At 63.5% G+C, this 25,156-nt stretch carries 14 protein-coding genes and 1 tRNA gene; 6 read left to right on the forward strand and 9 right to left on the reverse strand.

Annotation, left to right across the window (positions count from 1 at the left end; genetic code table 11):
• Positions 1 to 44: 44 nt before the first annotated feature.
• The 5 genes from A9K65_RS24920 (at position 45) to A9K65_RS24945 (ending at position 5,043) form a co-directional block, all read left to right on the forward strand.
• A tRNA-Gln gene (locus A9K65_RS24920) sits at positions 45 to 118 on the forward strand.
• 151 nt (positions 119 to 269) lie between these two features.
• Entirely contained in the window at positions 270 to 626 is a 357-nt protein-coding gene (locus A9K65_RS24925; protein ID WP_024505762.1) for a hypothetical protein, read from the forward strand.
• Between the two features lie 264 nt (positions 627 to 890).
• The gene (locus A9K65_RS24930) at positions 891 to 1,529 is read left to right on the forward strand and encodes a hypothetical protein (RefSeq protein WP_064995463.1); all 639 of its coding nucleotides are present in this window, start codon (positions 891 to 893) and stop codon (positions 1,527 to 1,529) included.
• A gap of 118 nt (positions 1,530 to 1,647) precedes the next feature.
• Positions 1,648 to 3,327 (forward strand): hypothetical protein, encoded by a 1,680-nt coding sequence (locus tag A9K65_RS24935; RefSeq protein ID WP_064995464.1) that lies wholly within the window; start codon positions 1,648 to 1,650, stop codon positions 3,325 to 3,327.
• A 567-nt stretch (positions 3,328 to 3,894) separates the two neighbouring features.
• Positions 3,895 to 5,043: a L,D-transpeptidase gene (locus tag A9K65_RS24945; protein ID WP_348629574.1), complete on the forward strand. Its 1,149-nt coding sequence runs from the start codon at positions 3,895 to 3,897 to the stop codon at positions 5,041 to 5,043.
• An 86-nt stretch (positions 5,044 to 5,129) separates the two neighbouring features.
• Here A9K65_RS24945 and A9K65_RS24950 read toward each other — a convergent pair whose 3' ends face one another.
• The gene (locus A9K65_RS24950) at positions 5,130 to 5,816 is read right to left on the reverse strand and encodes a D-lyxose/D-mannose family sugar isomerase (RefSeq protein ID WP_064995499.1); all 687 of its coding nucleotides are present in this window, start codon (positions 5,814 to 5,816) and stop codon (positions 5,130 to 5,132) included.
• 190 nt (positions 5,817 to 6,006) lie between these two features.
• Here A9K65_RS24950 and A9K65_RS24955 point away from each other — a divergent pair, with 190 nt between their 5' ends.
• A complete protein-coding gene (locus tag A9K65_RS24955) occupies positions 6,007 to 7,065 on the forward strand; it encodes a D-TA family PLP-dependent enzyme (RefSeq protein ID WP_063173644.1) in 1,059 nt (352 codons plus the stop codon).
• A gap of 21 nt (positions 7,066 to 7,086) precedes the next feature.
• Here A9K65_RS24955 and A9K65_RS24960 read toward each other — a convergent pair whose 3' ends face one another.
• The 8 genes from A9K65_RS24960 to hutI all read right to left on the reverse strand — a co-directional run bounded on the left by A9K65_RS24960 (position 7,087) and on the right by hutI (position 25,075).
• The gene (locus tag A9K65_RS24960) at positions 7,087 to 7,863 is read right to left on the reverse strand and encodes a heme ABC transporter permease (protein ID WP_064995465.1); all 777 of its coding nucleotides are present in this window, start codon (positions 7,861 to 7,863) and stop codon (positions 7,087 to 7,089) included.
• Between the two features lie 107 nt (positions 7,864 to 7,970).
• Positions 7,971 to 9,752, reverse strand: coding sequence for a glucan ABC transporter ATP-binding protein/ permease (locus A9K65_RS24965; protein WP_013532297.1), 1,782 nt, complete (start codon positions 9,750 to 9,752; stop codon positions 7,971 to 7,973).
• Between the two features lie 512 nt (positions 9,753 to 10,264).
• The gene (locus A9K65_RS24970; protein ID WP_064995466.1) at positions 10,265 to 18,847 is read right to left on the reverse strand and encodes a glucoamylase family protein; all 8,583 of its coding nucleotides are present in this window, start codon (positions 18,845 to 18,847) and stop codon (positions 10,265 to 10,267) included.
• Between the two features lie 266 nt (positions 18,848 to 19,113).
• The gene (locus A9K65_RS24975; protein WP_013532299.1) at positions 19,114 to 19,701 is read right to left on the reverse strand and encodes a HutD family protein; all 588 of its coding nucleotides are present in this window, start codon (positions 19,699 to 19,701) and stop codon (positions 19,114 to 19,116) included.
• Positions 19,702 to 19,786: 85 nt separating this feature from the next.
• A complete protein-coding gene (gene hutU / locus A9K65_RS24980; RefSeq protein WP_064995467.1) occupies positions 19,787 to 21,457 on the reverse strand; it encodes a urocanate hydratase in 1,671 nt (556 codons plus the stop codon).
• 26 nt (positions 21,458 to 21,483) lie between these two features.
• Positions 21,484 to 22,302 carry an N-formylglutamate deformylase gene (hutG, locus tag A9K65_RS24985; protein WP_064995468.1) on the reverse strand — a complete coding sequence of 273 codons (819 nt, stop codon included), beginning with the start codon at positions 22,300 to 22,302 and terminating at the stop codon, positions 21,484 to 21,486.
• Entirely contained in the window at positions 22,302 to 23,843 is a 1,542-nt protein-coding gene (gene hutH, locus A9K65_RS24990; protein WP_027162456.1) for a histidine ammonia-lyase, read from the reverse strand. The genes hutG and hutH overlap by 1 nt, the downstream gene beginning before the upstream one ends.
• Complete coding sequence (gene hutI, locus A9K65_RS24995; RefSeq protein WP_027162457.1) at positions 23,840 to 25,075, reverse strand: imidazolonepropionase; 1,236 nt, start codon at positions 25,073 to 25,075, stop codon at positions 23,840 to 23,842. The genes hutH and hutI overlap by 4 nt, the downstream gene beginning before the upstream one ends.
• Between the last annotated feature and the right edge of the window lie 81 nt (positions 25,076 to 25,156).

Here is a 25,156-nt window from a genome sequence, read left to right on the forward strand (position 1 = left end):
CGCACGGTTTTCACGTTTATCGTGATATTCAAGATCGTGCCTGCTGGGGAATAGGTTAACGGTAGACCCACGGACTCTGACTCCGTTAGTCCTGGTTCGAATCCAGGTTCCCCAGCCACTCCTCTTCTCTCGATCAAAACAATCACCAACGCTCATCATCGTGAAATGCTCCCTGGCGACCACCTGACGGGATCCCAGCTATGGTGGGTTGCGGCGGGGTGACATTTATAGGATCGTCAAAGGATCGAAATTATCGAAGGAAGAACGGAATGCGCGCGTTGGTCTTCATCGGATTTCTGATGTTCGTTACTTTCTTGGTTGGCTGCACGACAGACAAGGGGAATGCCAGTCAAACCCAGACTGCGGAAGACAAGGCGCAGTGTACCGGCTTTGGTTTTAAACAAGGCACGGATGCTTTTGCCAATTGCATGATGAAGCTTTCGTCGCAGCGACAAGGCCAACAGCCCCAAGATCACGATGCACTCCTTCGCCGGTATAAGTCCTTAAGTATGGCTCGGCGCGGTGATGATCGGTATCCTGTATGCAGCGCCTCCGACATGGACAATGAACTCGATACTTCGGCAAATAAATGGATTGGCCCCAATTGCCAGATGGCACCAGATTAAGCGAGTGGAGCGCTGTACCAGCGACCCCGTCGAACGCGCCAAGCGTGAAATTCAAGACACCGCCAGCAACACCAGTCGATCCGACGAGCCGGCATATTTATTCCGGCGTTCGCCGCATCGCGCGCCGTGTCGTCACATACCCTGCCTTCCTGTAGACCGCCTCGGCTGCGTGATTTCCTTCGATGAAGCCGAGGCCGATTCCGGTCGCGCTCCACTCCCGGCACCCGGCCTCTGCTACATCGAGGAGCATGGGGCAAACGCGTAATGGTCAGTGACAGCCGATTCATTCTCGAACGCATCAGCCAAGGCTGCGTGACGCTCTCCGACGACGAATTCGTCATCGACAGGCTGGTCAAGTATTTCGGCAATGGCAGGATCCGCTGGCATGTCGAAATCCGCGGGCATCGCATCGAGCTGACGACAGGCCAGCTCAAGAAGCAGCCGACCTTCCGCAGGAAGATACTCGAACAGGCTGGGATGCTGCCGCCCCAGCGTGCCGGGACCGACTACAGGCGATGGGCACTCGATCTGAGGAAGAATGCGGTCGAGCTTCCGTGGCGGGATAGGCCGGTGGACGTCGGCTTCGCCATCGACAGGCTCACCAGCCACGGCGACGGGCGCTGGACGGTCGAATACCAAGGCAAGACCATCAAATTCACGACGACGAAACTCCGCAGGCAGGTGAGTTTCCGCAAACGCATGCTGGCCAAGGCCAAGGTGCTGCCGCCCCAGTTGGACCCGGCTGCCTATCGGAAGTGGATGGACTGGCTCATCCAAAACGCCACTGAGGCTGCTCCGCAGGCCGGCGATGCCTTGATGACGGAGAAAAGCTGGCTTGACGACCTGCCAGAGCTAGCCGGCTGGCAAAACGAAACGCTGGCCAAAGGTGGCGGAAATACCTGAAAGCAAAGCAGCGATGGCACTCGTGCGTTTGCCATGCCTGCCAGTTTCGGCACACATTGATGGCGAAGGAGTCTGACCAGAGCTGGCTCGCTGGCAATCAGAATTGAAATGAGACCACATGGACCGCTTCGACCTCGGCACCTACCGCCGCCCCATCTCCACTCGCTCGACAGAAACCCAGCGTTGGTTCGATATTGGCCTCAACTGGTGCTACGGCTTCAACCATGAAGAAGGCATCAAGTGTTTTGAGAAGGCGCTCGAAACAGATCCTGACTGTCCGATGGTCCATTGGGGCATCGCCTATGCCGCCGGGCCTTTCTACAATCTGACCTGGAAGGAGCATGGCGAGGCCGAGGCCGACAGCGCGACCAAGCGCTGCTTCGAGCATGTCCAGCTGGCGCGGGCCAATGCGGCTGCCGCCAGTAAGATCGAGAAGCGGCTGATCGAGGCGCTGGCCGCCCGCTTCCAGAAGCCACACCGGGTGAGCCTGGAGGAATTCGAACGTTGGGATGACGCCTATGCCGCCGCGATGCGGCTTGTGTATCGGGACTTTCCCGATGACCATGATGTGATGGCACTGCTGGTCGAAGCACTGATGATGCGCACGGTGCGGCGGCTGTGGAACCTCAAGACCGGCGCGCCGGCGCCGAATTCCGATGTCGTCGAGGCGCTCGACGTCTGCGAGCGGTCGATCCGGCTTGCCGATGAGGCCGGCGCAGCACAACATCCGGCGATCGTCCACCTGCACATCCATCTCCTGGAAATGTCCACGATGCCGGAGCGCGGCATGCGGTCAGCGGATCTGCTCGGCGAAATGTGCCCCGATGCCGGGCACATGAACCACATGCCGGGGCACATCTATGTGCTATGCGGCGAGTATGAAAAGGCAAAGCGCGCCAGCGAAAAGGCGGTGCGCGCCAATGACCTCTATCTCGCCTATGCCGACGAGCCGACCTATTATTTGCTCGGCTGCTGCCACGATCTGCATCTGATGATGTTCACCTGCATGTTGTCGGGCCAGTACCAGCCTGCATTGTGGGCGGCCGACAGAGTGCGCAGCCTGGTCGCGCGCGACGTGGTCGCCATCCAGGGCCGGCCAAAGCTCACGCAGACGGTGGAAGGCTACCATGCGATGAAATCGCATGTGCAGGTGCGCTTCGGCCGCTGGCAGGAGATCATCGACGAACCGATCACCGAGGAGCCGGGCCTCTATGTGCTGACGGCGGCCATGCAGCGTTACGCCAAGGGTGTGGCGCATGCGACGCTCAAGCATTTCGCTGAGGCTGAACGTGAGCGCGAAGAGTTCCATCGGCATCTGAAAGGCATTGCGCCCGAGCGGCGCTTCCTCAGCAACCCGGCGCAAGCTTCGCTGGCTGTCGGTGCCGCCCTGCTCGACGGCGAGCTCGCGTACCACCAGGGCCGGCATGAGGAGGCGTATGGCCATTTGCGGCAGGCGGTCGAGCTTGACGACAATCTGTCCTACACCGAGCCGTGGGCCTGGATGCACCCGCCGCGCCATGCGCTGGCGGCGCTGCTTCTCGACCAGGGTCACGCGCAGGAAGCAGAACAGGTCTATCGCGACGATCTGGGCCTGAGCGGCAAGGTGCAGCGCTGTGCCCAGCATCCGAACAATGTCTGGGCATTGCACGGGCTTGTGGAATGCCTGAAACGGCGCGGCGAGACCGATGAATTGCCGACATTGCAGACAAGCCTTGCAGCGGCGCTGGCCAAGGCGGACGTACCGATCACCTCGTCCTGCCTGTGCAGGACGAGCGCGCAGCAAGGCTGCTGTCACTGACGCGAAGTCTGCCTATCGCCACTGTTGCGGCCGATCGGCTAGAGCAATTCCAGGAAAAGTGTGAAACGGTTTTCCGTCCGGAATTGCGTCATAACAAGGAGTTAGAGCGGGTCGCCGTTTCCGTGAAACGGTGAACTGCTTTAGCCAAACAAATTGTCGACCAGATCGTCGTTGGCGGTGGAAACCTCGCCGCCCGGGTATGTCACCTGCCGATCAGCCAAGGCTCCATGCTGCGTCGCCCCACGCCTTCGATCAGCACGGAACAGTCTATCTCATCGTGAAGTTGGGCGTTTGGGTCAGACGAAAGCCAGGAAGCATAGGAGCGAAGCTGCTTGAGCCTGGCTGTTTTCTCAAGCCGTGCCTGGCGCTCATCCTCGGCTGGTTGAGCCGGTCCTTTGTTCTTCTGGGCAGGAAATTGCATCCTGGCTCTCCTCGGTCACCGAGCCTGTGGAGACGGACTCAATCGGGCGTTGGCCCGTTGTCGCTCCGGTCTCTGCGGTTCTGAAGCCAACACATGCGCTGACGGGAGTCGCCATTCATCTTGATGATGGCGGACCCTTATCAACAATGCACCCGCGCCACCGCCGGGTGCTCCTGGTCCGGGTTCACTGCGCGCACGGCACTCGGCAGTCGGACGCAACTGCAGGAAATGGAACCAGATCGGCCGTGCGACGTCATAGAAGCAGGTGCCCATACGGGAGTGTGACCTCCATGATCAGGCTCGTTCTTGTCGCGGTCGCCATGCTCGTCATCGCATGCGATGCAACGGCGGCGGCAAAACTGGACGCGGCCGCCGTCAACAACGCCCAATTTGACGGCAGCGAAGCGAAAGGCGTCAGTGCGACCGTGCTGAAGGCGCAAATCCTCCTGGATCGTGCACGCTTCTCGCCAGGCCTGATCGATGGCCGCCAGGCGGAGAACTTCACCCGGGCAGTCAGTGCGTTCCAAGCGGCCAACGGATTGCCTGCCGACGGCAAGCTCACCCGCGAGACATGGGACAAGCTGGTCGCGACCTCCTCGCGCCCCGCGATTGAGACCTACGATTTGACACGCAAGGATGTGCATGGGCCGTTCACCAGGCGAATTCCGGCGCGCATGGAGAGGATGGCCCGCCTGCCCAGGCTGGCCTACCACAATGCCCTGGAAAAGATGGCGGAGCGCTTCCACATCAGCGAGCAACTGCTTGAACGGCTCAATCCCGGCATCGGCTTCAGGAAGGCGGGGCAAAAGCTGCTCGTGCCAGCTGTCACCCGAGGTGATCCGCCGCAAGACATCGCGAGCGTCGAGGTCGACAAGAGCGCTCGCCAGGTTCGGGTGCTTGACCCTTCCGGCAAAGTGCTTGCGACGTACCCCGCCTCGATCGGAAGCCAGGAGAAGCCCGCGCCGAGTGGCCAGGCGGAGGTCAAACGCGTGGTGCACCACCCAACCTATCATTACGATCCCGAGTTTGCCTTCAAGGGGGTGAAGACCAAGCGCCCCTTCACGATCGCTGCCGGGCCAAACAATCCGGTGGGATCGGTCTGGATCGACTTGTCCATCGATAGCTACGGCATTCACGGGACGCCGGACCCAGGCAAGATCGGAAAGACCTTCTCGCATGGTTGCATCAGGCTGACCAACTGGGATGCCGAAGACCTCGCCTCCGAAGTGCGAAAAGGCACAAAGGTCGTCTTCAAGGACGAAGCGGCAGGATCGGTCGAACAGGGATCGCAGTAGGTAGGCGCTACGGCCTACCCACTTTCGACCGTGTGACTAGTCACACGGTCGTGTGACTGGCGTCGCCGAGGGCGTGGAGCGGCCCCTTACCCCAGCCACTTCTCGTAGTCGGACACCAGCAGATGGATCGGGGCAACGTCTTCGTCGATGTTGGAAAAACGGCCGATCGGTTCGCGAAACACATTGTCGGTGAGATCGTCGTTGACGGTCGAGACCTCGCCGATCAGCACATCCTTGCCCTCGGCCCAAAAGGCATGCCAGACGCCGGGCAGCAGCGTGACGCTTTGGCCCGGGTCGAGCTTCAGGAGCCCGCCCGCAGGCAGCCTGTGGATGGTTCCGTCGACCGGCACCGAAACCTCGGCCTTGGGATCGATGCCGCCGTCGCGGTCGTGCATGAACAGTTCCAGCACCAGCTTGCCGCCGCCACGGTTGATGATGTCCTCGGCCTTGATGTTGTGGCGATGCATCGGCGACAGCTGGTCCTTGCGCGAGATCATGATTTTCTCGGCATAGAGCATGCCCATGCCCTTCTTCATGTCCTCGTAGCGGCCGTTGCGAACGGTGAACAGGAACAGGCCGAGCTCCTTGAACTTCTCCTGACCGTAATCGGTGATGTCCCAGCCGAGCCGCGAGGTAAACACGGCCGCGGAGTCGGCCTGGCGCGCCTTCGCCTCCTGCGGCGACCAATAGGCGAAGGGCGGCATGATGTAGCCGAACGAGCGGATGAAAGCGTCGGCTTCGCGGATGATGTCGTTGATGGCGGAGCGCTTCATGATCATGATCCCTTCGTATCGATTTGTCTGGCAAATCGCATAGCCGAACGTCGATGCGGTGTCGATCCATCTCGCCGCCTGCCCGGCCTTGCGCTTAGGCGCATGGACCACAGATCCGCTTCGCTGGCCGCGTGACATCGCGGATTTTCAGGGCCATAAAACCCGCGGATTCCTCATGGGGTGAAAGATGATGCCGACCGTCCACGACCTCGATACGCCGTCGATTCTCATCGACGCGACGCGCGCCGAAGCCAACATTGCCCGCGCCCAGGCGCATGCCGACAAGAACGGGCTGAAGCTCAGGCCGCATATCAAGACGCACAAATTGCCCTATTGGGCGAAGAAGCAGGTGGCGGCCGGCGCCGTCGGCATCACCTGCCAGAAGATCGGCGAGGCCGAGGTGATGGCCGATGCCGGGCTGACCGATATTTTTCTTCCCTACAACATCCTTGGGCGCGCCAAGCTGGAGCGGCTTCTGGCGCTGCACGGGCGCGTCACCCTGTCGGTGACAGCGGACAGCATGGAGACGCTCGAAGGGCTGGCAGCCACCTTCACCGATGCCGGTCATCGCCTGCCGGTGCTGGTCGAATGCGACACCGGCATGGGACGCTGCGGCGTGCAGTCGGCCGATGAAGCGGTTGCGCTGGCAAGACAGATCGACAGAGCCGGTGGCCTCGCCTTCGGAGGACTGATGACCTACCCGGCCGCCGGGAAGGCAGCGGAGGCCGAAGCCTGGCTCGCCGACGCCAAGCAGGCGCTGGCCGCATCGGGCCTCGCCTGCGAACGCATCTCCAGCGGCGGCACGCCGGATATGTGGCGCTCCAGCGATACATCTGTTGTCACGGAGTATCGTCCAGGCACCTACATCTATCTCGACCGCTATCAGGTCGCCAAAGGCGTCGGCACGCTCGACGATTGCGCGCTGACGGTACTGTCGACGGTGGTCAGTCATCCCACCGCGACGCGCGCTATCCTCGATGCCGGCAGCAAGGCGCTGTCCAGCGACACGCTGGGTCTCGCCGATTTCGGCGAGTTGCCCGGCGTGCCGGGAGCGCGGGTGACGGGCCTGAGCGAGGAGCACGGCACCGTCACGCTTTCGGGTGACGGCAAATTGCGCATCGGCGAGCGCGTGCGTGTCGTGCCCGACCATTGCTGCGTCGTCACAAACTTGTTCAACGAGGTCAACCTGGTCGACGGCGACAAAGTGCTGGAAACGCTGCCTGTGGCGGCGCGCGGAAGGATGGGGTGAACTAAGAAGCGTCTTGCCTTCTCACACAAGGGGAGAAGGGGGAGAGCGCTCCGCCTGCCGTGCCGCGACCCTGCGCATGGCGATAATCCTGCGACGGCGGATTTCGGTGCGCATCGCCATCAGGTGCAGCGCGAAGAACAGCACGGTGAAGCCGAGCGCCATCACCAGCAGCGGCCACAGCAGGCTGGGGTCGATGGTGGAGCCGCCCATGCGGAACACCGAGGCCGGCTGATGCAGCGTGTTCCACCAGTCGACCGAGAACTTGATGATCGGGATGTTGATGAAGCCGACCAGCGTGATGATGGCGGCGGCCCAGGCGGCGCGGCTGGCATCGTCGAGCGCACGGGTCAGCGCGATGATGCCGAGATACATCAGGAACAGCACGAAGACCGAGGTCAGCCGCGCATCCCAGACCCACCAGGTGCCCCACATCGGCTTACCCCAGATCGAACCGGTGATCAGCGCCAGCGCGGTGAAGACCGCACCGATGGGGGCGGCTGATTTCAGCGCGACATCGGCCAGCGGATGCCGCCAGACGAGCGTGCCGAGTGCGGAAACCGCCATCAGCGTGTAGCACATCATGGCCAGCCAGGCGAAAGGCACGTGGATGTACATGATGCGAACGGTGATGCCTTGCTGGAAATCCTCAGGCGCGGCGAAGCTCATATAGAGCCCGACGGCGAGGATCAGTGCGGCGATCGTGGCCAGCCATGGCACGACCTTGTCCGCCAGCCCGACGAAGCGCGTCGGGTTGGCGAGATCCATCCAGCTTGTCAGGCGTGAGTTCGTGTCGCTCATGCGGTTCTACATAAACCGCCGCGGCGTTCGGGGCAATCGAGCGGTGGTGTCGCAGGGCTGCAGCGCTTTGCCTTCTCCCCTGTGGGAGAAAGCAGAGACGTGCCTGATCAGGCGGCCGCTTCCTGCTGTTGCAGCACGGTGCGGCTGAGGCGGCGGACCTCCTCGTCGTTGAGCAGGCCGCCAGCGCGCAGCAGGCTGGCAAAGCGGCCATTGCGCAGCGACAGCTCGGTGAAGCCGCCCATCTCGACCACCCTGCCCTTGTCCATGAACACGACCAGATCGGCGTCGCGAACGGTGGTCAGGCGGTGGGCGATGATGAAGGTGGTGCGGTCGCGGCGCAGTTCGTCGATCGCTTCCTTGACGCGGTCCTCGGTCTCGACGTCGAGCGCGCTGGTCGCCTCATCGAGCACCAGGATCGGTGCGTCCTTCAGCACGGCACGGGCAATGGCGATGCGCTGACGTTCGCCGCCCGACAGCTGGCCGCCACGTTCGCCAACCACCGTGTCGTAGCCATTGCTCTTGGACAGGATGAAGTCCTGTGCGGCAGCCGCATTGGCGGCGGCATGGATCTCGTCATTGCTTGCATCGGCGCGGCCGACACGGATGTTGTCCTCGATCGAGCGGTTGAGCAGGCCGGCATCCTGGAACACCGTGGCGATCGAATGGCGCACCGACTTGCGGGTCACGGTGCGGGTGTCGATGCCGTCGATCAGGATACGGCCATGGGACGGCGAGAAGACACGCTGCAGCAGGTTGATGAGCGTGGTCTTGCCGGCACCCGTCGGGCCCACTATGGCGACGGTCTGGCCCGCCTGCACCTCGAAGGACACGTCGTCGATGCCTTGGCCGGAATTGGCGAATTCAAAGCCGACATTCTCGAAGCGCACATGGCCGGTGACGTTGGAAAGATCGCGCAAGCCGTCCGGCTCGGCGGAATCAGCCGCGGAGTCCTCGAGATGGTAGAAATCCTCGAGCTTGGCACGGGCCTCGGAAATCTGGTTGGCGAAAGCCGACATCTGGTCGAGGCGAGCGATCAGCATCGTGGCAAAACCGGTGAAGGCAATGACGTCGCCGACACCCAACTGACCATGAGTCACGAGATAGGAGCCGATCGACAACACGATCAGCATCGAGATTGCCGATGACAGACGGTGCAAGGCATTGGCCAGCGCCCACCAGTCGAGCACAGGGTTCTGCGCGTCGAGCAGGTTCTTGACGTAGCGGCGCAGCGTATCGGCCTCGTGGCCGAGGCGATTGTAGCTCTGCAGCACCGCAACGTTGCTGACCGAGTCGGTCACATGCGCGAACACCTTGTGGTAGTGGCGCTCGACCGCGGCCTGGCCCGCCTTGGTGCGGCGCATGACCATCCGGCCGATGCCGACATAGAGCAGCCCGAGGCCAAGCAGCACCAGCGACATGCGCAGGTCCATGCTGATCGCGGTCGGGACCAGCAGCACGAGGGCGACAGCCGTGGACAGATGCTGGCGCATGAATTCGAGCCAAAGGCTGAACAGGGTTTCGACGGCGCGCAGCATCGTGTGCAGCGCATTGGAGGTGCCGTGCTGATGGTGCCAGGCGAGCGGCATGGTGATCACGCGCTCGAACGACTCGCAAAGCACTTCGCTGCGCCGAGCATGGGCGAAACGGTCAGCGCCGCGCGCCACCATGACGAAGGCAACGATGTTGAAGGCGCCGAGACCGGCCCACATGACCAGCGTGGTGAAGACAGAGCCACGCTCGGAGATGGCGCCGATGACGCGACCGAACATAATCGGCTCGAGAAGCGCTACGATGGCGAGAGCCACGTTGGCCGAACAGATCAACGCAACGCGTTTCCTGTCCGCGGCCAGATAACCGAGAGCTCGCCAGTAGATTTGCAGAAGGGTCACCCCAGTTACTCCGCCACGCTGTTTATTGTGCACTGCATCATTTTATTCGTACCGGTTGATACGTCGCAAAACAATGGCCGTGTACCCCTTCAGTTCCCTTAGAGCGAACAAAAGATGGCGACGTTCCGAAATCTGCCGTGATCACCTAACGGTTTGAGAAGACAGGTAAAATGTCAGGCATGCGGCGAAATCATGGCAGTTGGCACGTGCTGCCATAATTTTAATCAGCAACAATGTCGGGCGGATGACTGAGGCCGAAATCGCCTTTCGCGAAGTATAAAGCAAAACAAAGCTGCAGGATGCCCTTCCAGGCGAAGGGTGGCCAAAGCCTCATCGCTCGCGGCTACTCCTATGGGGCGCCTCAAACCTTTGATTTCATAGACTTCTCGGCGGGATGCCCGTCAACGGCAGACGGCAACGCCAGGCGGGATGGGGCCTCTCATCCCGCCTGGCGTGACAAAAGTCGCGGTCGGGGCCTCAGCCCCGAGCGCATGCTTTTTGGGCAACAGGCCTCAGGCCGGAATCCTGACGACAACCTCGGCAACTTCGCCGTCCTTCAGCTCGACTGCCGAAGCCTTGGTCTTTGCCCCATTCACCTCCAGCGACACGGCCTTGGCCTTATTGTCGCGGATGACACGAACCTTGAGTTCCGCCCCCAGCATTTTGAGATTTGCCGAGTACCCATCCCAGTGGCTTGGCAGCTTCGGCTTGAACTGGACACGCTTGCCGCGCCGTTCGATGCCCAGAATGCCTTCGACCGCAGCCCTGTAGAGCCAGCCGGCAGAGCCGGTGTACCAGGTCCAGCCGCCACGGCCGCCCTTGCCGTTGCCGGCATTGTCGTCCCCGGCATAGATGTCGGCCGCCACGACATAGGGCTCGACTCGATAGTGCTCGGCCGTGGCCTCGTCGGTCGCGTGGTTGACGGGATTCAGCATCGAGAAACAACGATAAGCCTCGTCGACCTGCCCCATCTCGGCAAGCGCGATGACGAACCATGTGGCGGCGTGGGTGTACTGGCCGCCATTCTCGCGCACGCCAGGCGGATAGCTCTTGATGTAACCGGGGTCCTTTTCCGTCTTCGAGAATGGCGGCGTGAACAGCTTGACGATCTTCAGCTTGTCGTCGACGAGCAGCTTCGTTGCTTGCTCCATGGCGGTGGTCGACCGTGCCGGGTCGCCCTCTCCCGAAAGCACGCTCCAGGACTGGGCGATCGAGTCGATCTTGCACTCCTGCGAGTTGCGAGACCCCAAAGGCGTGCCGTCGTCGAAACTGCCGCGCCGGTACCATTCGCCGTCCCATGCGGTGCTCTCAAGCGCCCGCTTCAGAACATCGGCATGCTTTGCCCAGGCCTGTGCTCGCTTGGCATCACCCTCGGTCTTGGCGACGGGCGCGAAATCGCCCAGCGTCTTCAGCAGGAACCAGCCGAGCCAGACGCTCTCGCCCTTGCCGTGCTCGCCGACGCGGTTCATGCCGTCGTTCCAGTCGCCGCCGAGGATCAGCGGCAGGCCCGCGGGGCTGCTGCGCTTGATGGCGAGATCGAGCGCACGCGCGCAATGGTCGTAGAGCGTCGCTGTCTTCTTCGAGATTTCCGGGGTGAAGAAGGCATCGTGCTCGCCCTCGCCCAGCGGCTGTCCATCGATGAAGGCCAATTGCTCCTTGAGGATGGAGGCATCGCCAGTGACCAGCAAATAGCGCGCCGTAGCGTGGGCAAGCCAGACCACGTCGTCGGAGATCAACGTGCGTACGCCAGCACCCGTGCGCGGCAGCCACCAGTGCTGCACGTCGCCTTCGGGGAACTGCCGCCGCGCCGCGTTGAGGATCTGGTCGCGCGCCAGCTGCGGGTCATGTGCCAGCAGCGCCAGCGTATCCTGCAACTGGTCGCGGAAGCCGAAGGCGCCGCTGGCCTGATAGAAGGCCGAGCGGGCGCGGATGCGGCAGGCCAGGCTTTGATAGGGAAGCCAGTGGTTGACCATGGCGTCGAGCGCCTTGTCGGGCGTCTCGACCTGGATGGTGTCGAGGAAGCCGCGCCATTCGCGCTCATTGTCGGCCAATCGCTGGTCGAAGTCCTTGGCCCGATGCTCCTGCACCAGCGCGCTCGCCTCCTCGACCGACTCGGCGTCGCCGAGCAGCCAGAGCAGCGTCACGTCGCCGCCTGCCGGGATCTCGACGTCGCGGGCAATCGCCGCGCACGGATCGTCGCCGGCCTCGACACGGCCAGACAGCGCCGCACCGCTCAGCACCGCCTGCGGTAGCTCGCTGGAGCCATGCCGGCCCAGGAACTCCGATCGGTCTGTCGTCACCGAATGGACGCCGCCGTCGGCCGCCAGGAACGCAACCCGCTCGCCGAAATCCAGCCCGTAGGGGTTTTGTGCGAGCAGCGCCCCACTGGCGGCATCCCGCGACGGGACGATGGTTGCCGCAGTGCGCGACCGATGCCCGCCGAGCACCCATTCGGCATAGGCATAGACACGCAGCCGCGCCGGCACCGAGCCGGAATTCTGGATGCGCAGCCGCGAGATTTTCAGGGAATCGACCGGATCGACGACATGGGTAAGGTCCATCGACAACGGTCCGCGCTTCGAGCGGAAGGTCGAGAAACCCTGGCCGTGCCAGGCCTCGTAGGTCATCGAGGGATCGCGCACCATGGCGGCGAGCGGCGAGAATGCCTTGCCGCTGGCCTGATCGTAGATATAGAGGCCCTCGCCCGGGCGGTTCGAGACCGGATCATTCGACCACGGCGTCAATTGGTAGTCGCGGCTGTTTCGGCTCCAGGTGAAGGCTGCGCCCTCGGCGGAGGTGTGGAACCCGAACGAGGCGTTGGAGACGACGTTGATCCACGGCTGCGGCGTCGTGCGCCGCCCGGCCAGGCGCACGACATAGTGCCGTCCGTCGCCGTCGAAACCGCCAAAGCCGTTCCATTGGCTGAGTCCGCTGCCATCGGCGCTGACATTGGCCACCGCCTGCGAGGCAGGAGTATGCGTCGTGGGTGTCGGCGACGGCAATTCACGCGGAATCGGCAACGTTGCCAGAGCATCCCGCGCCTGCAGGGCCGCCGCCTCGGCGCGCTCGATCTGGTCGAAGATGGTGCCGTTGCGCGTGTGCAGGACGACGCGGGCGACGGCGAGCAGCGTCTTGTAGGTGGTCTCGTCCATAAGATCGCGGCGCACCGCGAAAATGTGCTGGCGCGGCCCGAGCTCCTTGCCGCGCAGACGGCTGTTTTCGCACAGCGTCTCGACCGCCCGCTGCAGGTCCTGGACATAGGAGGACGCCTGCTCGTTGACGACGACGAAGTCGATCATCATGCCGCGGGTGCGCATATATTCCTGGAACCGCAGCGCCTGAGCGACGATTTCGAGATCGGCGACATCGCCGATCCTGACCAGGAAGATCGGGAAATCGCCGGAAATGCTTGTCGGCCACAGGCTCGACTGCTTGCCCAGCCCCGAGGCGATGGATTCGGCGGGAAGACGCAGGAACGGATCCGGATAGATCAGATAGCGCGCCAGCTTCTGCACATTGGCGGCATCGGTCAGGCTGAGGCCCATGTGGCGGGTCTGCACCTGGCTCCGCGTCCAGGCAAGCATGGCCTGGCGGGCAAAGCTCTCCGGATGGTCGAGGCGGGCGATGGCTTCGTCCAGTTCGGCACGGCCGGCGCCGACAACCGTCCAGAAGGTCAGCGATATCTTCTTGTTGGCCGGCACGCGCACCTGGCGGCGCAGCGAGGCGACGGGATCGAGCGTAAAGCCTGAGTGGCCGCCCAGCCTGGCGCCCGGGTCGAAAGCGGCTGCGTCGACGATGGTGCGGCCACGGCCGATGAAGGCGCGCCTGTCGGTCTCGGCCTCGGCGTCGCGCGCCGATCCGGACGGATCGGTGACGAAATGCACCATGGCGATATCGGGCTCGCTGGTCTCGCGCTTGCGCCGCGTGGCGAAGATCGCCGCGTTGTTCGCAGAGATTTCGGTTTCCACGAACATCTTCGAGAAGGCCGGATGCGCGTTGTCGGACGCCTCCAGGCCGAGCACCAGCTCGGCAAAGGAGGTCACTTCGATGTGACGGTCGGACGGACCGTCATTGTAGAGCGTGACCCGACGGCCCTCGCCATTGCCTTCCGAGATGACGATACATTCGACCTCGGAGCGCAACGTGCCCACCGATTTGACGAAGCTCGCCTTGTCGTCGGAGAACAAGGTCTGCGCCTTTTCCTCGGCGGCTCGCTTCGGTTCGGCTGTAGCCGACCACCAGTCGCCGGTGCCGGCGTCACGCAGGAAGATGTAGGAGCCGAGCCGGTCCTCGGTCGGATCCGGCTGCCAGCGGGTGACGGAGAGATCGCCCCAGCGGCTGTAGCCCGAGCCGGTCGCGCTGACCATCACCGAATAGCGGCCGTTCGACATGACGTTGGTCGACCGCAGCGACTGCAGCGGATTGAGCACGATGCGGGTGTCGGGGCTGTCGACTTCGGTCTCGTCCTTGGAGCGTTCGTCGGCCTCGGTCCTGACGGTCGCTGTCGGGATGTCGCGCGGCGCCCTCTCCTGCAGCAAGAGTTCGGCCGATTCGATGACCGGATCGCTGTGGAAGCGGTCGCGCATGCGACCTTCGAAGATGGCGTCGGCAACCGCCGCGATCGACATGCCCGAATGGTGGGCCATATAATTCTGGACGACGACATGGTCCGTGCCTTCCGGCACGCGCTGTGGCGTGAAGTCGACGGCATCGTAGTAGCCGTGGCGGCCGAGCGCCCCGATCTCCCGCAATCGGGCGAGATTCAGCACGGCTTCACGCGGATTGAACTGGGCCGCCAGTATGGTGGCGTAAGGCGCGATCACCGTGTTCTGGCCAAGACCGCGCTTCAGCCCGAGGCCTGGAACGCCGAAATTGGTATATTGGTAGGTCAGTTCGCGGTCGCGGGCATTGTAGGCGGCCTCCGAAATGCCCCACGGCACGTTCTTCTGGCGGCCATACTGGATCTGGCGCTTGATGATCAGCTTGCTGGTCTGGTTGAGGATTGAGCCCTGCGGCTCCTTCATGACCAGCGGCGGCATCAGATATTCGAACATCGAGCCGGACCAGGACATCAGCGCGCCCTGGAAACCGATTTCGACGATCGGCCGGCCAAGCCTGAACCAGTGCTCGGTCGGCAGATCGCCCTTGGCGATGGCGAACAGGCTGGTCAGCCGTGCTTCGGAAGCCAGAAGGTCGTAGCAGCTTTCGTCGAGCTGGTGTTCCTCGACCCGGTAGCCGATCGACAGCAGCTTGCGCTCCGGCCGCATCAGGAAGGAGAAATCCATCTCGAAGGCATAGCGGCGGGTGCGCTCGCGTAAGGTGAGCAGCTTGGCACGCAGCGCCTCGACGGCATTGTCGTCGCTGTGCGCGTCATGGACGTGCGCTTCGCAGGTGGCTTCCAGCCTTGCCGCCCAGTCGACGATGACGTCGCTCTGGGGCGACACCGCCTCGGTATGGATGGCGGTGGCCAATTTGCGGATCTCGCCTGCCAGCACAGCCAGGTTGATGGTGCGGATCGACGCCATTTCGGGCTGCGCCTTGATGGTGTCGACAGCGCGCCGCATGCCGTCGAGACGGTCGGCGAGGCGCTGGCGCAGCGGGCGCAGCTGACGGCGGTCGTCGGGCAGATCATCGAGGCTTTCGCTGAGGATGGTGACCGTGTCCAGAATGCCTTCGAAATCGCCCTGGAGGTGGACGGAGGGCGCCTCCGCCCATTCGGCGCAGGCGGCCGCCACCGCCACCAGATGGCCGGCCAGATTGCCGCTGTCGACTGCCGAGATGTAAAGCGGATAGAGCGGCTTCAGCGTCGTGGTGTCGTACCAGTTGAAGAGGTGACCGCGCTCACGCGGCATGCCCTCGATCGTGGCCATGGTGGCGTCGATGCGGGTGATGGCGTCGGACAGGCTGATCCAGCCGAAGTCGCGGGCGGAAACGACGGACAGCAGGTAGACGCCGATATTGGTGGGCGAAGTACGAGGCGCCACCACCGGTGCCGGGCTTTCCTGGAAATTGTCGGGCGGCAGATGGTGATGCTCTGCCGTCACGAAGCTTTCGAAATAATGCCATGTGCGCCGCGCCACCGTGCGCAACGTATGGATATCGGCCTGCGATATGCGCAAGCGATCCTCGGTTTCAGCCGAACGGCTGATCCAGCTGGCGATGGCGGGCGAGCCAATCCAGAACAGCGCGAAGAAGAAGGCAACGAAGGCGCCGGTCGAATCGGCCAGTACCGGAATGGCAAGGCCGACGAAGCCGATGATCACGGCGCCATACATCATGCCGTAATACGAACCGACATCGTTGTCGCCCGCCTTGTGCGCCTGCGAGGCGGTGCGCCATTCCAAAAGGTTCTGGCGGCTGACGAACAACCGATAGAGCGTGCGCACGATGGCATCGCCCATCATCCAGGCGTTGTGCGCCATCAGGACGATCTTCAGCGCCACCATGGCGGTGCCGAAGGCGACGTCGCGTGCCAGGGCCGAGAAATGGCCGCGTGGCGTCTGGTCGCCGCTCTTGGGCAGGATGGCGTTGACGATGTCGAATGTCGGCGCCATGAACAGGCTGAGGATCAGCAGGGCCTGCCATTGCGCGGCCTGTGTGAAGGGCAGCAGCGTCCAGCCGGCAATCGCCGCCATCACCCAGAAGATCGGCGTCAGCGAGCGGCGCAGATTGTCGATCATCTTCCAGCGCGACAGCGCCGGCACGCCGGAGCGCGGATCGAGCATGAAGCCGAGCAACTGCCAGTCGCCGCGTGCCCAGCGATGGTGGCGCGAGGCGTCGACCGAGTAGCGGGTCGGATAGTCCTCGACCAGTTCGACGTCGGTGACCAGCGCCGAGCGCGCCAGCGCGCCTTCCAGCAGATCGTGGCTGAGGATGGTGTTTTCCTCGATGCGGCCCTGCAGGGCGGCCTCGAAGGCGTCGACGTGATAGAGGCCCTTGCCGGTGAAGGACCCGTCGCCGAAAACGTCCTGATAGAGATCGGACACGGCAAAGACATAAGGGTCGAGGCCGCGATTGGCCGAGAACACCCGCTGGAAGAACGACGCATCGTCGCCTGATGTCAGCGACGCGGTGATGCGCGGCTGCAGGATCGCGTAGCCGGCGGTGACGACGCGCTTGCTGGCATCGAAATGCGGCCGGTTGAGCGGGTGGCAGAGCTTGCCTACGAGGGTGGCGACCGCGTCACGGGTGGTGCGCGTGTCGGCATCGAGCGTCATCACGTGGACGACGTTCTCCGGCAGCGGCACGTCGAGCGGCAGGAACGTGGTGTCGCTGTCGCCGCGCAGCAGAAGGTCGAGTTCATGCAGCTTGCCGCGCTTGCGCTCCCAGCCCATCCACGACCCTTGCGCCGCATTGAAGAGCCGGCGCCGGTGCAGGATATAGAAGCGCGGCGCGCCTTCGGAGGGATAGCGTGCGTTGAGGCGAGCGATCTCGGCACGCGCGAATTCGAGGATTTCGGTGTCGGCAGCATCGATCTCGGTCTTCGAGTCCGGCCAGTCCGACAGCAGCGCGAAATGGATTTCATCGGCCGTGTTGGCGAGATGATGCACCTCGATATTGCGGATGTTTTCCTCGACATCGTCGCGCGAGCCGATCAGCGACGGCACCACCACCAGCGTGCGCGCCTCGGGCGGCACGCCGTGCCGGTAATCGTAGCCGACGAGGCGCGTCGGTTTCAGGAACAGCGAAACGACCGTGTTGAAGAAGGCGAGCGCGCCCTCGCTGGCCGGCACGGCAAAAAGCGCCAGCATGAGGACGATCGAGGGCACCGACAGGCCGAGATTGGCAAGCGCGTTGCCGGAGAGGACGAGAAGCAGCGCCGTCAGCGCAAACACGGGTACGACGATGCCGAGCCAGCCGGTCTTGCGGAAGGCACGCTTGACTGTCTGGCTGATGGTGGGTCGATAGCCGATCGCCTTCTCCAGCTCGAGCCGGCGTGGGCCGACGAGAAAGAAGCCGACATCGGTGTGGGCGGACCCGGTTAAAACGACGTCGCCGTCGCCATCGCTGGCGGCGTGGCCGGCCAGCTCGATGGCCTTCTCGGCGACGCGATATTCCGAAAGGTTCGAGCGGCGCGCCAATTCCTCGATCGCGGTCCGGTACTGGTCGCGCGAGAAGAAGTCGAGCGCGGCGAAATCGGTGCGCTCGCGCAGCACGGTGTCGATGCGGCTGACGCCTTCGAACCACACGGTCCAATCGACGTCGTTGATGAGGCGCAGGCCACGAATGATGTTGCCCGTCGTCACATTGCCGCTGGACAACGTGTGATGTTCGGAAATGATGATTTCCTCGGCATCGGAGCCGGTCTTTTCGAGCTCGCCTTCCAGCCACTCCAGAGCCTTGCCGGCATTCTGCGAGCCATCGCGCAGGCGATAGAGCAGCTGGGTGGCGAAGGTGGTGTCCTGTGCGTGTGCGCTGAAATTGGACAGGATCGACTGCCGGTCGGCGCTGTCGTCGGTGGCCAGGACATTGTCGGCCACATCGTTGGCGATCTGACGCATCTGACGGGTTCGATTGACCCTGACCGCCAGCCGGCGCAGATTTTCGATCAGCACGAAGCGCAACAGCGAAGGCAGCGCCCAGAGTTCGCCGATCTTCAGCGGCTCGACCGACTGAAAACCCTGGACGATGGACTTGAACATCGTCGCCGAAACGGAACTGTCCGAATGTGCGACATAGGTCCAGGCCAGCGCCAGCGCGCGCGGCACGCTGCCGCCGTCAGGCAGTTTCAAGGTCGGCAGCTGGCGATAGAAGCGGCGCGGCAGGTCGCGCTTGACCTGGAAAATGGTCTCTTCGACCAGGTAATTGTTGTCGAGCAGCCATTGTGCCGCCGGCGTGATCGTCTCGCCCCTCGCCTGCGCCGCATTGGTCGACCGGTAGACTTCCAAAATCTTCTTGGCGCTGTCGCGGATACGGGCCTGAAAATCGAAGGGCGTCAGCCCGAACAGATCTGTGAGGTCGCCTTTCGCCAGGCTTTCACCGAGCAGCCGAAGGCGCTCTTCGGGCAGGTAATTGGAGCGGATCGGCTCTTCGGTGATGGCCGGGAAGCTCGCGCTTGTCTTCTCGATTTGGGCAGGATTCGTCTGAATATTCATTGAAAATTCCGTAAGCGGGCACTGAGCGGCGTCACCGCCACGGCAATGGCCCTAAAACCGGTTCAAATGCAATTGGTTGCATAAACCCCACTTGCCGAAAGTTTGTTTCCGCACCACGACAGGGCGTCGTCTCTCAGCAAAACTCAAAGACAAGCACCCCACTTCCCGCCAGCCAGATCGGCGGAGAGGATTCAGGCTTTTTCGTGATGCCGCCAGCAGCTTACGCTATATTTCGCCGGTACCGCGATCATGTTTGGAAACAAGCGTTAATCGTTGCCGGCGATGGCGCGGATCCGGATCACGTACAGCGTTGCCTCATGGGCGGGTTGGACAAGCAGGCCGGTGCTGACCGGCCCGGACAGCAGCGTGTCAAGCGGCCCGAGGCGAACCGGTTCAGCGGCGGGCACACTGATGTCGCCGTCCAAGCACAGGATGAGCGTTGTGCCGGCTTCAGTCCGGATTTCCACGGGGGCCGAAATCACCAGGCGTTCGACCGAATGCGTCATCCGGCTTCGGCGGGTCATGACATTGAGATCGGTGATCGGTCCGCCGATCAGCGCGGCCGAGGTCTGCACGTCGGCCGGGAAAGAAAACAGGGCGGTCGTCCTGTTTATAGATCTCGGCGGGTAGCCGGCAATCTCAAGGACGATGCCCTCGCCTTCGAGCACGGCAAGAGTGCGATCGATGCCGGCGAATTGCGAGAACGGACCGCTCGATTCGACACGCGCCATCGACACGCGCCAGTCGAAATCGTTTAGCCCGGCACCGGGCGGCGAGACGGCGATTTCCGTCGTCACGCCGCCGCCGTTCTTCCACGGCATCGACCGGTATTCGGCTGCCCGCAGGATGCGCATACCTAGCCCTCCGCTATGGCTACGGGCGTTCGAAACTCGAAAAGCCGACTCCGCGGCTTTTCGCCTGCCTGCGGCCGGACGTTTCTCACCCAAGAATGCCGGGCAGGTTGAGCTGGTGCTCCTTGGCGCATTCGACGGCGATTTCGTAGCCGGCATCGGCGTGGCGCATGACACCGGTCGCCGGGTCGTTCCACAACACCCGCTCCAGGCGCTTGGCAGCTTCGCGCGTGCCGTCGGCGACGATGACCATGCCGGCGTGCTGCGAGAAACCCATGCCGACGCCGCCGCCATGGTGCAGCGACACCCAGGTGGCGCCCGACGCCGTGTTGAGCAGCGCGTTGAGCAGCGGCCAGTCGGATACCGCGTCCGATCCGTCCTTCATCGATTCCGTTTCGCGGTTCGGCGAGGCGACCGAGCCGGAATCGAGGTGATCGCGACCGATGACGACAGGCGCCTTCAGCTCACCCTTGGCCACCATCTCGTTGAAGGCGAGGCCGAGCCTGTGGCGGTCGCCAAGGCCGACCCAGCAGATGCGCGCCGGCAGACCCTGGAAGGCGATGCGCTCGCGCGCCATGTCCAACCAGTTGTGCAGGTGGGTGTTGCCGGGCGTCAGTTCGCGCACCTTGGCGTCGGTCTTGTAGATATCTTCCGGATCGCCCGACAGAGCTGCCCAGCGGAAGGGACCTATGCCGCGGCAGAACAGCGGACGGATATAGGCCGGCACGAAGCCGGGGAAGGCAAAGGCGTTCTCGAACCCCTCCTCCTTGGCCACCTGGCGGATGTTGTTGCCATAGTCGAGCGTCGGCACGCCGGCGTTCCAGAACGCCACCATCGCCTCGACATGTTCGCGCATGGAAGCGCGGGCCGCCTTCTCGACCGCCTTGGGGTCGCTGACGCGCTTCTCGCGCCACTCGGCCATCGTCCAGCCCTTCGGCAGATAGCCATTGATGGGATCATGCGCCGAGGTCTGGTCAGTGACCATATCGGGGCGAATGCCACGCCTGAACATCTCCGGGACGATCTCGGCCGTATTGCCAAGCAGGCCGACCGACTTCGCCTCGCCGGCCTTGGTCCAGCGTTCGATCTTTTCCAGCGCCTCATCGAGCGTCTCGGCGCGCTCGTCGACGTAGCGGGTGCGCAGGCGAAAATCGATCGAGTCCGGGTTACATTCGATGGCGAGACAGCAGGCGCCGGCCATGACGGCGGCGAGCGGCTGGGCGCCACCCATGCCGCCGAGGCCGCCGGTCAGGATCCATTTTCCCTTGAGATTGCCGCCATAGTGCTGGCGGCCGGCCTCGACGAAGGTCTCGTAGGTGCCTTGCACGATGCCTTGCGTGCCGATGTAGATCCACGAGCCGGCCGTCATCTGGCCGTACATCATCAGGCCCTTCTTATCGAGCTCGTTGAACTTTTCCCAATTCGCCCAGTGCGGCACCAAATTGGAGTTGGCGATCAGCACACGCGGGGCGTCCGGATGGGTGCGGAAGACGCCGACCGGCTTGCCCGACTGGACCAGCAAAGTCTCGTCATCGGCCAGCGTCCTCAAGGAGGCGACGATGCGGTCGAAATCGTTCCAGGTGCGCGCCGCCCGGCCGATGCCGCCATAGACGACCAGTTCGTTGGGATTTTCAGCAACATCCGGGTCGAGATTGTTCATCAGCATGCGCAGCGGCGCTTCCGTCAGCCAGGAGCGCGCGCTGATTTCGGTGCCGCGCGGGCTGCGGACTTCGCGGATGTTGTGGCGAGGATTGTTCATGGCGTCACTCCATAAAGGACCTGATGTCAGACGCGCGCCCAGGATGTCGCGGTCTCGAGGATTTTCCGCAGGGTGGCGCGGATCGGTGCTGCGAACTCGGCGTCATAGGGCACCGGCCAATTGTCCGGCGTACCCTTGCCATCGGGCTCGCGCATATAGATGCGGTTGGAAAGTTCCATCTGCAGCGCATGCACGCCTTGTTGCGGCTGGCCGAAATGGCGTGTGATCCAGCCGCCCTTGAAGCGGCCGTTGATGACAAAGGTTTCACCGGTTTCGGCCATGATCTGGCCGACCATCGCCTGCAGCGTCGGATCGGCGCTCCTGCCGTCATTGGTGCCGAGATTGAAAACCGGCAGCGTGCCTTCAAACAGACGCGGCAGCACTGAACGGATCGAGTGGCAGTCATAGAGCACGATCTTTTCGTGCAAGCCACGCAAGCGGTCGATCTCGGCCTGCAAGGCGGCATGGTACGGCACGAAGAATTCCTCGCGACGCTCGTCGATCTCCGACGGCCCCGGTTCTTCGCCCTCGCGATAGAGCGGATCGCCATCGAAGGTCTCGGTCGGGCAAAGGCCCGTCGTCGCCTGGCCGGGGTAAAGCGAGGCGCCGGAGGGATCGCGGTTGACGTCGATGACGGTGCGGGAGATCGCGGTGTGCACCACCGTCGCCCCGAGGCCGGCGGCAAAGTCATAGAGATTATCGATGCACCAATCGCAGTCGCGGCGGCCGAGCCAGGGCGAGACCAGCCGATTCTCAAGGCCGGCGAGGTCGATGCCGGTGTGTGGTATCGACACCAGCAACGGGGCTGTGCCGGGCGTGACCGTCAGCCAGGGCGCGCTTGCCATCACACCGCTCCGGAAATCGACGGCAGAGCCACACCGCCGGCGGCCTCGATGGCCGCACCGCTGCGCACCATGGCGATGGCTTTTTCCATATCGGGGTGGAAATGGCGGTCATTGTCGAGATGCGGCACTTCGGCCCGCACCAGCCTGCGCACCGCCTCCAGGGCGTCGCTCGAGGCCAGCGGCGCGTGGAAATCGCAGCCTTGGGCCGCGGCCAGCAGTTCGATGCCGATCACCGCGGTGGCGTTCTCGACCATGCCGATCAGCCGGCGCGCACCGTGCGCCGCCATCGAAACATGGTCCTCCTGATTGGCCGAGGTGGGGATCGAATCGACTGATGCCGGATAGGCTTTCTGCTTGTTTTCGGAAACGAGCGCCGCCGCCGTCACCTGCGGGATCATGAAGCCGGAGTTCAGGCCGGGCTTGGGCGTCAGGAAGGCCGGCATGCCGGAAAGTGCCGGATCGACAAGCATGGCGATGCGGCGCTCCGACAGCGAGCCGATCTCGCAGACGGCGAGCGCGATCATGTCGGCGGCGAAGGCCACCGGCTCGGCGTGGAAATTGCCGCCGGAAAGCGCGGTGTCATCCTCGGCGAAGATCAGCGGATTGTCGGTGACGCCGTTGGCTTCGGTGCCCAGCGTGTCGGCCGCCTGGCGCAGCACGGTGAGTGCCGCGCCCATCACCTGCGGCTGGCAGCGCAGGCAATAGGGATCCTGCACGCGTTCGTCGCCAACCCGGTGCGATTCACGGATGGCGCTGCCGGCCATCAGATTGCGCAGGGCGTCGGCCGTCTCGACCTGCCCGGGATGCTTTCTCAGCACATGGATGCGCGGATCAAAGGGTGCGTCGGAGCCTTTTGCCGCGTCGGTCGACAGGGCACCGGCGACCAGCGCCGATTGGTAGAGCACTTCGGCCTCGAACAAGGCGGCCAGCGCATAGGCGGTCGAAAACTGGGTGCCGTTGAGCAGCGCCAGGCCCTCCTTGGCGCCCAGTGTCACCGGTTCCAGGCCATGCGAGACGAAGGCGACCTTGGCCGGGAAACGGCCATGTGGGGTAAAACATTCGCCGACACCGATCATCACCGCCGTCATGTGCGACAACGGGGCGAGGTCGCCGGAGGCGCCGACCGAACCCTGCGCCGGCACCACCGGGATGACGTCGTTGGCCAGCATCGCTTCCAGCAACTCGATGGTTTGCGGCCGCACACCCGACGCGCCCTGCGCCAGGCTGGCGAGCTTCAGCGCCATCATCAGCCGGCAAACGGCAACCGGCATCGGCTCGCCGACGCCGGCGGCGTGCGACAGGACGATGTTGCGCTGCAAGGTCTCGAGATCCTCGGCCGGGATGCGGACGCTGGCCAGTTTGCCGAAGCCGGTGTTGATGCCATAGACCGGCTCGCCCTTGGCGACTATCCTAGCGACGGCCTCGGCGCTCGCCTTGATTTTCGGCCGGCAGGCATCGTCCAGCTTGGGCACGGCGCCACGATAGATGGCGCGCCAGTCGGCCAGCGTCGCATTGCCGGGCTTCAGGGTCAGTTCGGTCATTGTCCTCTCCAGATGCGGGCATGCAGCGGGTTGAAGCCCATGCGATAGACGAGTTCGGCGGGGCGCTCGATGTTCCAGATCGCCAGGTCGGCGGATTTTCCGGCTTCCAGCGTGCCGGTTTCTCCCAGCAAACCAAGCGCGCGGGCCGCCTCCCGGGTGACGCCGGCAATGCATTCATCGACGGTCAGGCCGAACAGGGTCGCGGCCATGTTCATCGTCAGAAGCAGTGAGGTCAGCGGCGAAGTGCCGGGATTGTTGTCGGTGGCGACAGCCATCTTGACGCCGTGCTGGCGAAACAAGCCGATCGGCGGCTTCTTAGTTTCGCGAATGAAATAGTAGGCGCCGGGCAGGATCGTCGCCACGGTTCCGGCCTTGGCCATCGCCGCTGCACCTGCCTCATCGGTGTATTCGAGATGGTCGGCCGACAGCGCACCGTAACGGGCGGCGAGTTCGGCGCCATGCAAATTGGACAGTTGGTCGGCATGAAGCTTGACCGGTAGGCCGGCCGCCTTTGCAGCATCGAAGACGCGCGCCATCTGTTCCGGCGAAAAGGCGATGCCCTCGCAGAAACCGTCGACGGCATCGGCCAGCCCCTCGGCGGCAACCGCCGGGAGAATTTCCTTGGCGACCAGATCGATAAAGGCGTCCTTGTCACCCTTGGCTTCCGGCGGCAGCGCGTGGGCGCCGAGGAAGGTCGTGCGGATCGTCACCGGCCGCTGGTTGCCCAGCTGCCGTGCGGCACGCAGCGATTTCTTTTCGTTTTCGAGGTCCAGGCCATAGCCTGATTTTACCTCCACGGTGGTTACGCCCTCGGCGATCAGCGCATCGAGGCGTGGCAGCGATTGGGTGACCAGTTCGCTCTCGCTGGCGGCGCGCAGCGACTTGACCGAGGAGACAATGCCGCCGCCGGCCCGGGCGACCTCTTCATAAGTAGCGCCGGCCAGCCGCATCTCGAATTCGTTGGCGCGGTTGCCGGCATGGACCAGATGGGTGTGGCAGTCGATCAGGCCAGGCGTGATCCAGCGGCCCTCGCAATCGACCGTCTCGGCGCCCTGGGCAAGGGTTGAGGGCAGATCCGACTCGAGGCCGGCATAGACAATGCGGCCGTCACGCGCAGCGACCGCGCCATGTTCGACGACGCCAAGTCCGGCAGACTCTTCGGCCATGGTCGCGAGCCGCGCATTGCGCCACAGACGAAGATCCCCTGCCCGGCTTTTGCTCTTTGCAGCCATCATCTTTTCCGTTTCAATCGATGACGATTATGTATATACATATTGAAACGCACTGCAAGTGCCTTCATCGCATGAGACACA

It is taken from the genome of Mesorhizobium sp. WSM1497 (genome assembly GCF_001672455.2).
Classification (GTDB): Bacteria; Pseudomonadota; Alphaproteobacteria; order Rhizobiales; family Rhizobiaceae; genus Mesorhizobium; species Mesorhizobium ciceri.

Bases quoted from the DNA above. Each gene is read 5' to 3' on its own strand.
- A9K65_RS24925 (WP_024505762.1), top strand. From the start codon at position 270: ATGCGCGCGTTGGTCTTCATCGGATTTCTGATGTTCGTTACTTTCTTG.
- A9K65_RS24930 (WP_064995463.1), top strand. From the start codon at position 891: ATGGTCAGTGACAGCCGATTCATTCTCGAACGCATCAGCCAAGGCTGC.
- A9K65_RS24935 (WP_064995464.1), top strand. From the start codon at position 1,648: ATGGACCGCTTCGACCTCGGCACCTACCGCCGCCCCATCTCCACTCGC.
- A9K65_RS24945 (WP_348629574.1), top strand. From the start codon at position 3,895: ATGCACCCGCGCCACCGCCGGGTGCTCCTGGTCCGGGTTCACTGCGCG.
- A9K65_RS24950 (WP_064995499.1), bottom strand. From the start codon at position 5,816: ATGAAGCGCTCCGCCATCAACGACATCATCCGCGAAGCCGACGCTTTC.
- A9K65_RS24955 (WP_063173644.1), top strand. From the start codon at position 6,007: ATGCCGACCGTCCACGACCTCGATACGCCGTCGATTCTCATCGACGCG.
- A9K65_RS24960 (WP_064995465.1), bottom strand. From the start codon at position 7,863: ATGAGCGACACGAACTCACGCCTGACAAGCTGGATGGATCTCGCCAAC.
- A9K65_RS24970 (WP_064995466.1), bottom strand. From the start codon at position 18,847: ATGAATATTCAGACGAATCCTGCCCAAATCGAGAAGACAAGCGCGAGC.
- A9K65_RS24975 (WP_013532299.1), bottom strand. From the start codon at position 19,701: ATGCGCATCCTGCGGGCAGCCGAATACCGGTCGATGCCGTGGAAGAAC.
- hutU (WP_064995467.1), bottom strand. From the start codon at position 21,457: ATGAACAATCCTCGCCACAACATCCGCGAAGTCCGCAGCCCGCGCGGC.
- hutG (WP_064995468.1), bottom strand. From the start codon at position 22,302: ATGGCAAGCGCGCCCTGGCTGACGGTCACGCCCGGCACAGCCCCGTTG.
- hutH (WP_027162456.1), bottom strand. From the start codon at position 23,843: ATGACCGAACTGACCCTGAAGCCCGGCAATGCGACGCTGGCCGACTGG.
- hutI (WP_027162457.1), bottom strand. From the start codon at position 25,075: ATGGCTGCAAAGAGCAAAAGCCGGGCAGGGGATCTTCGTCTGTGGCGC.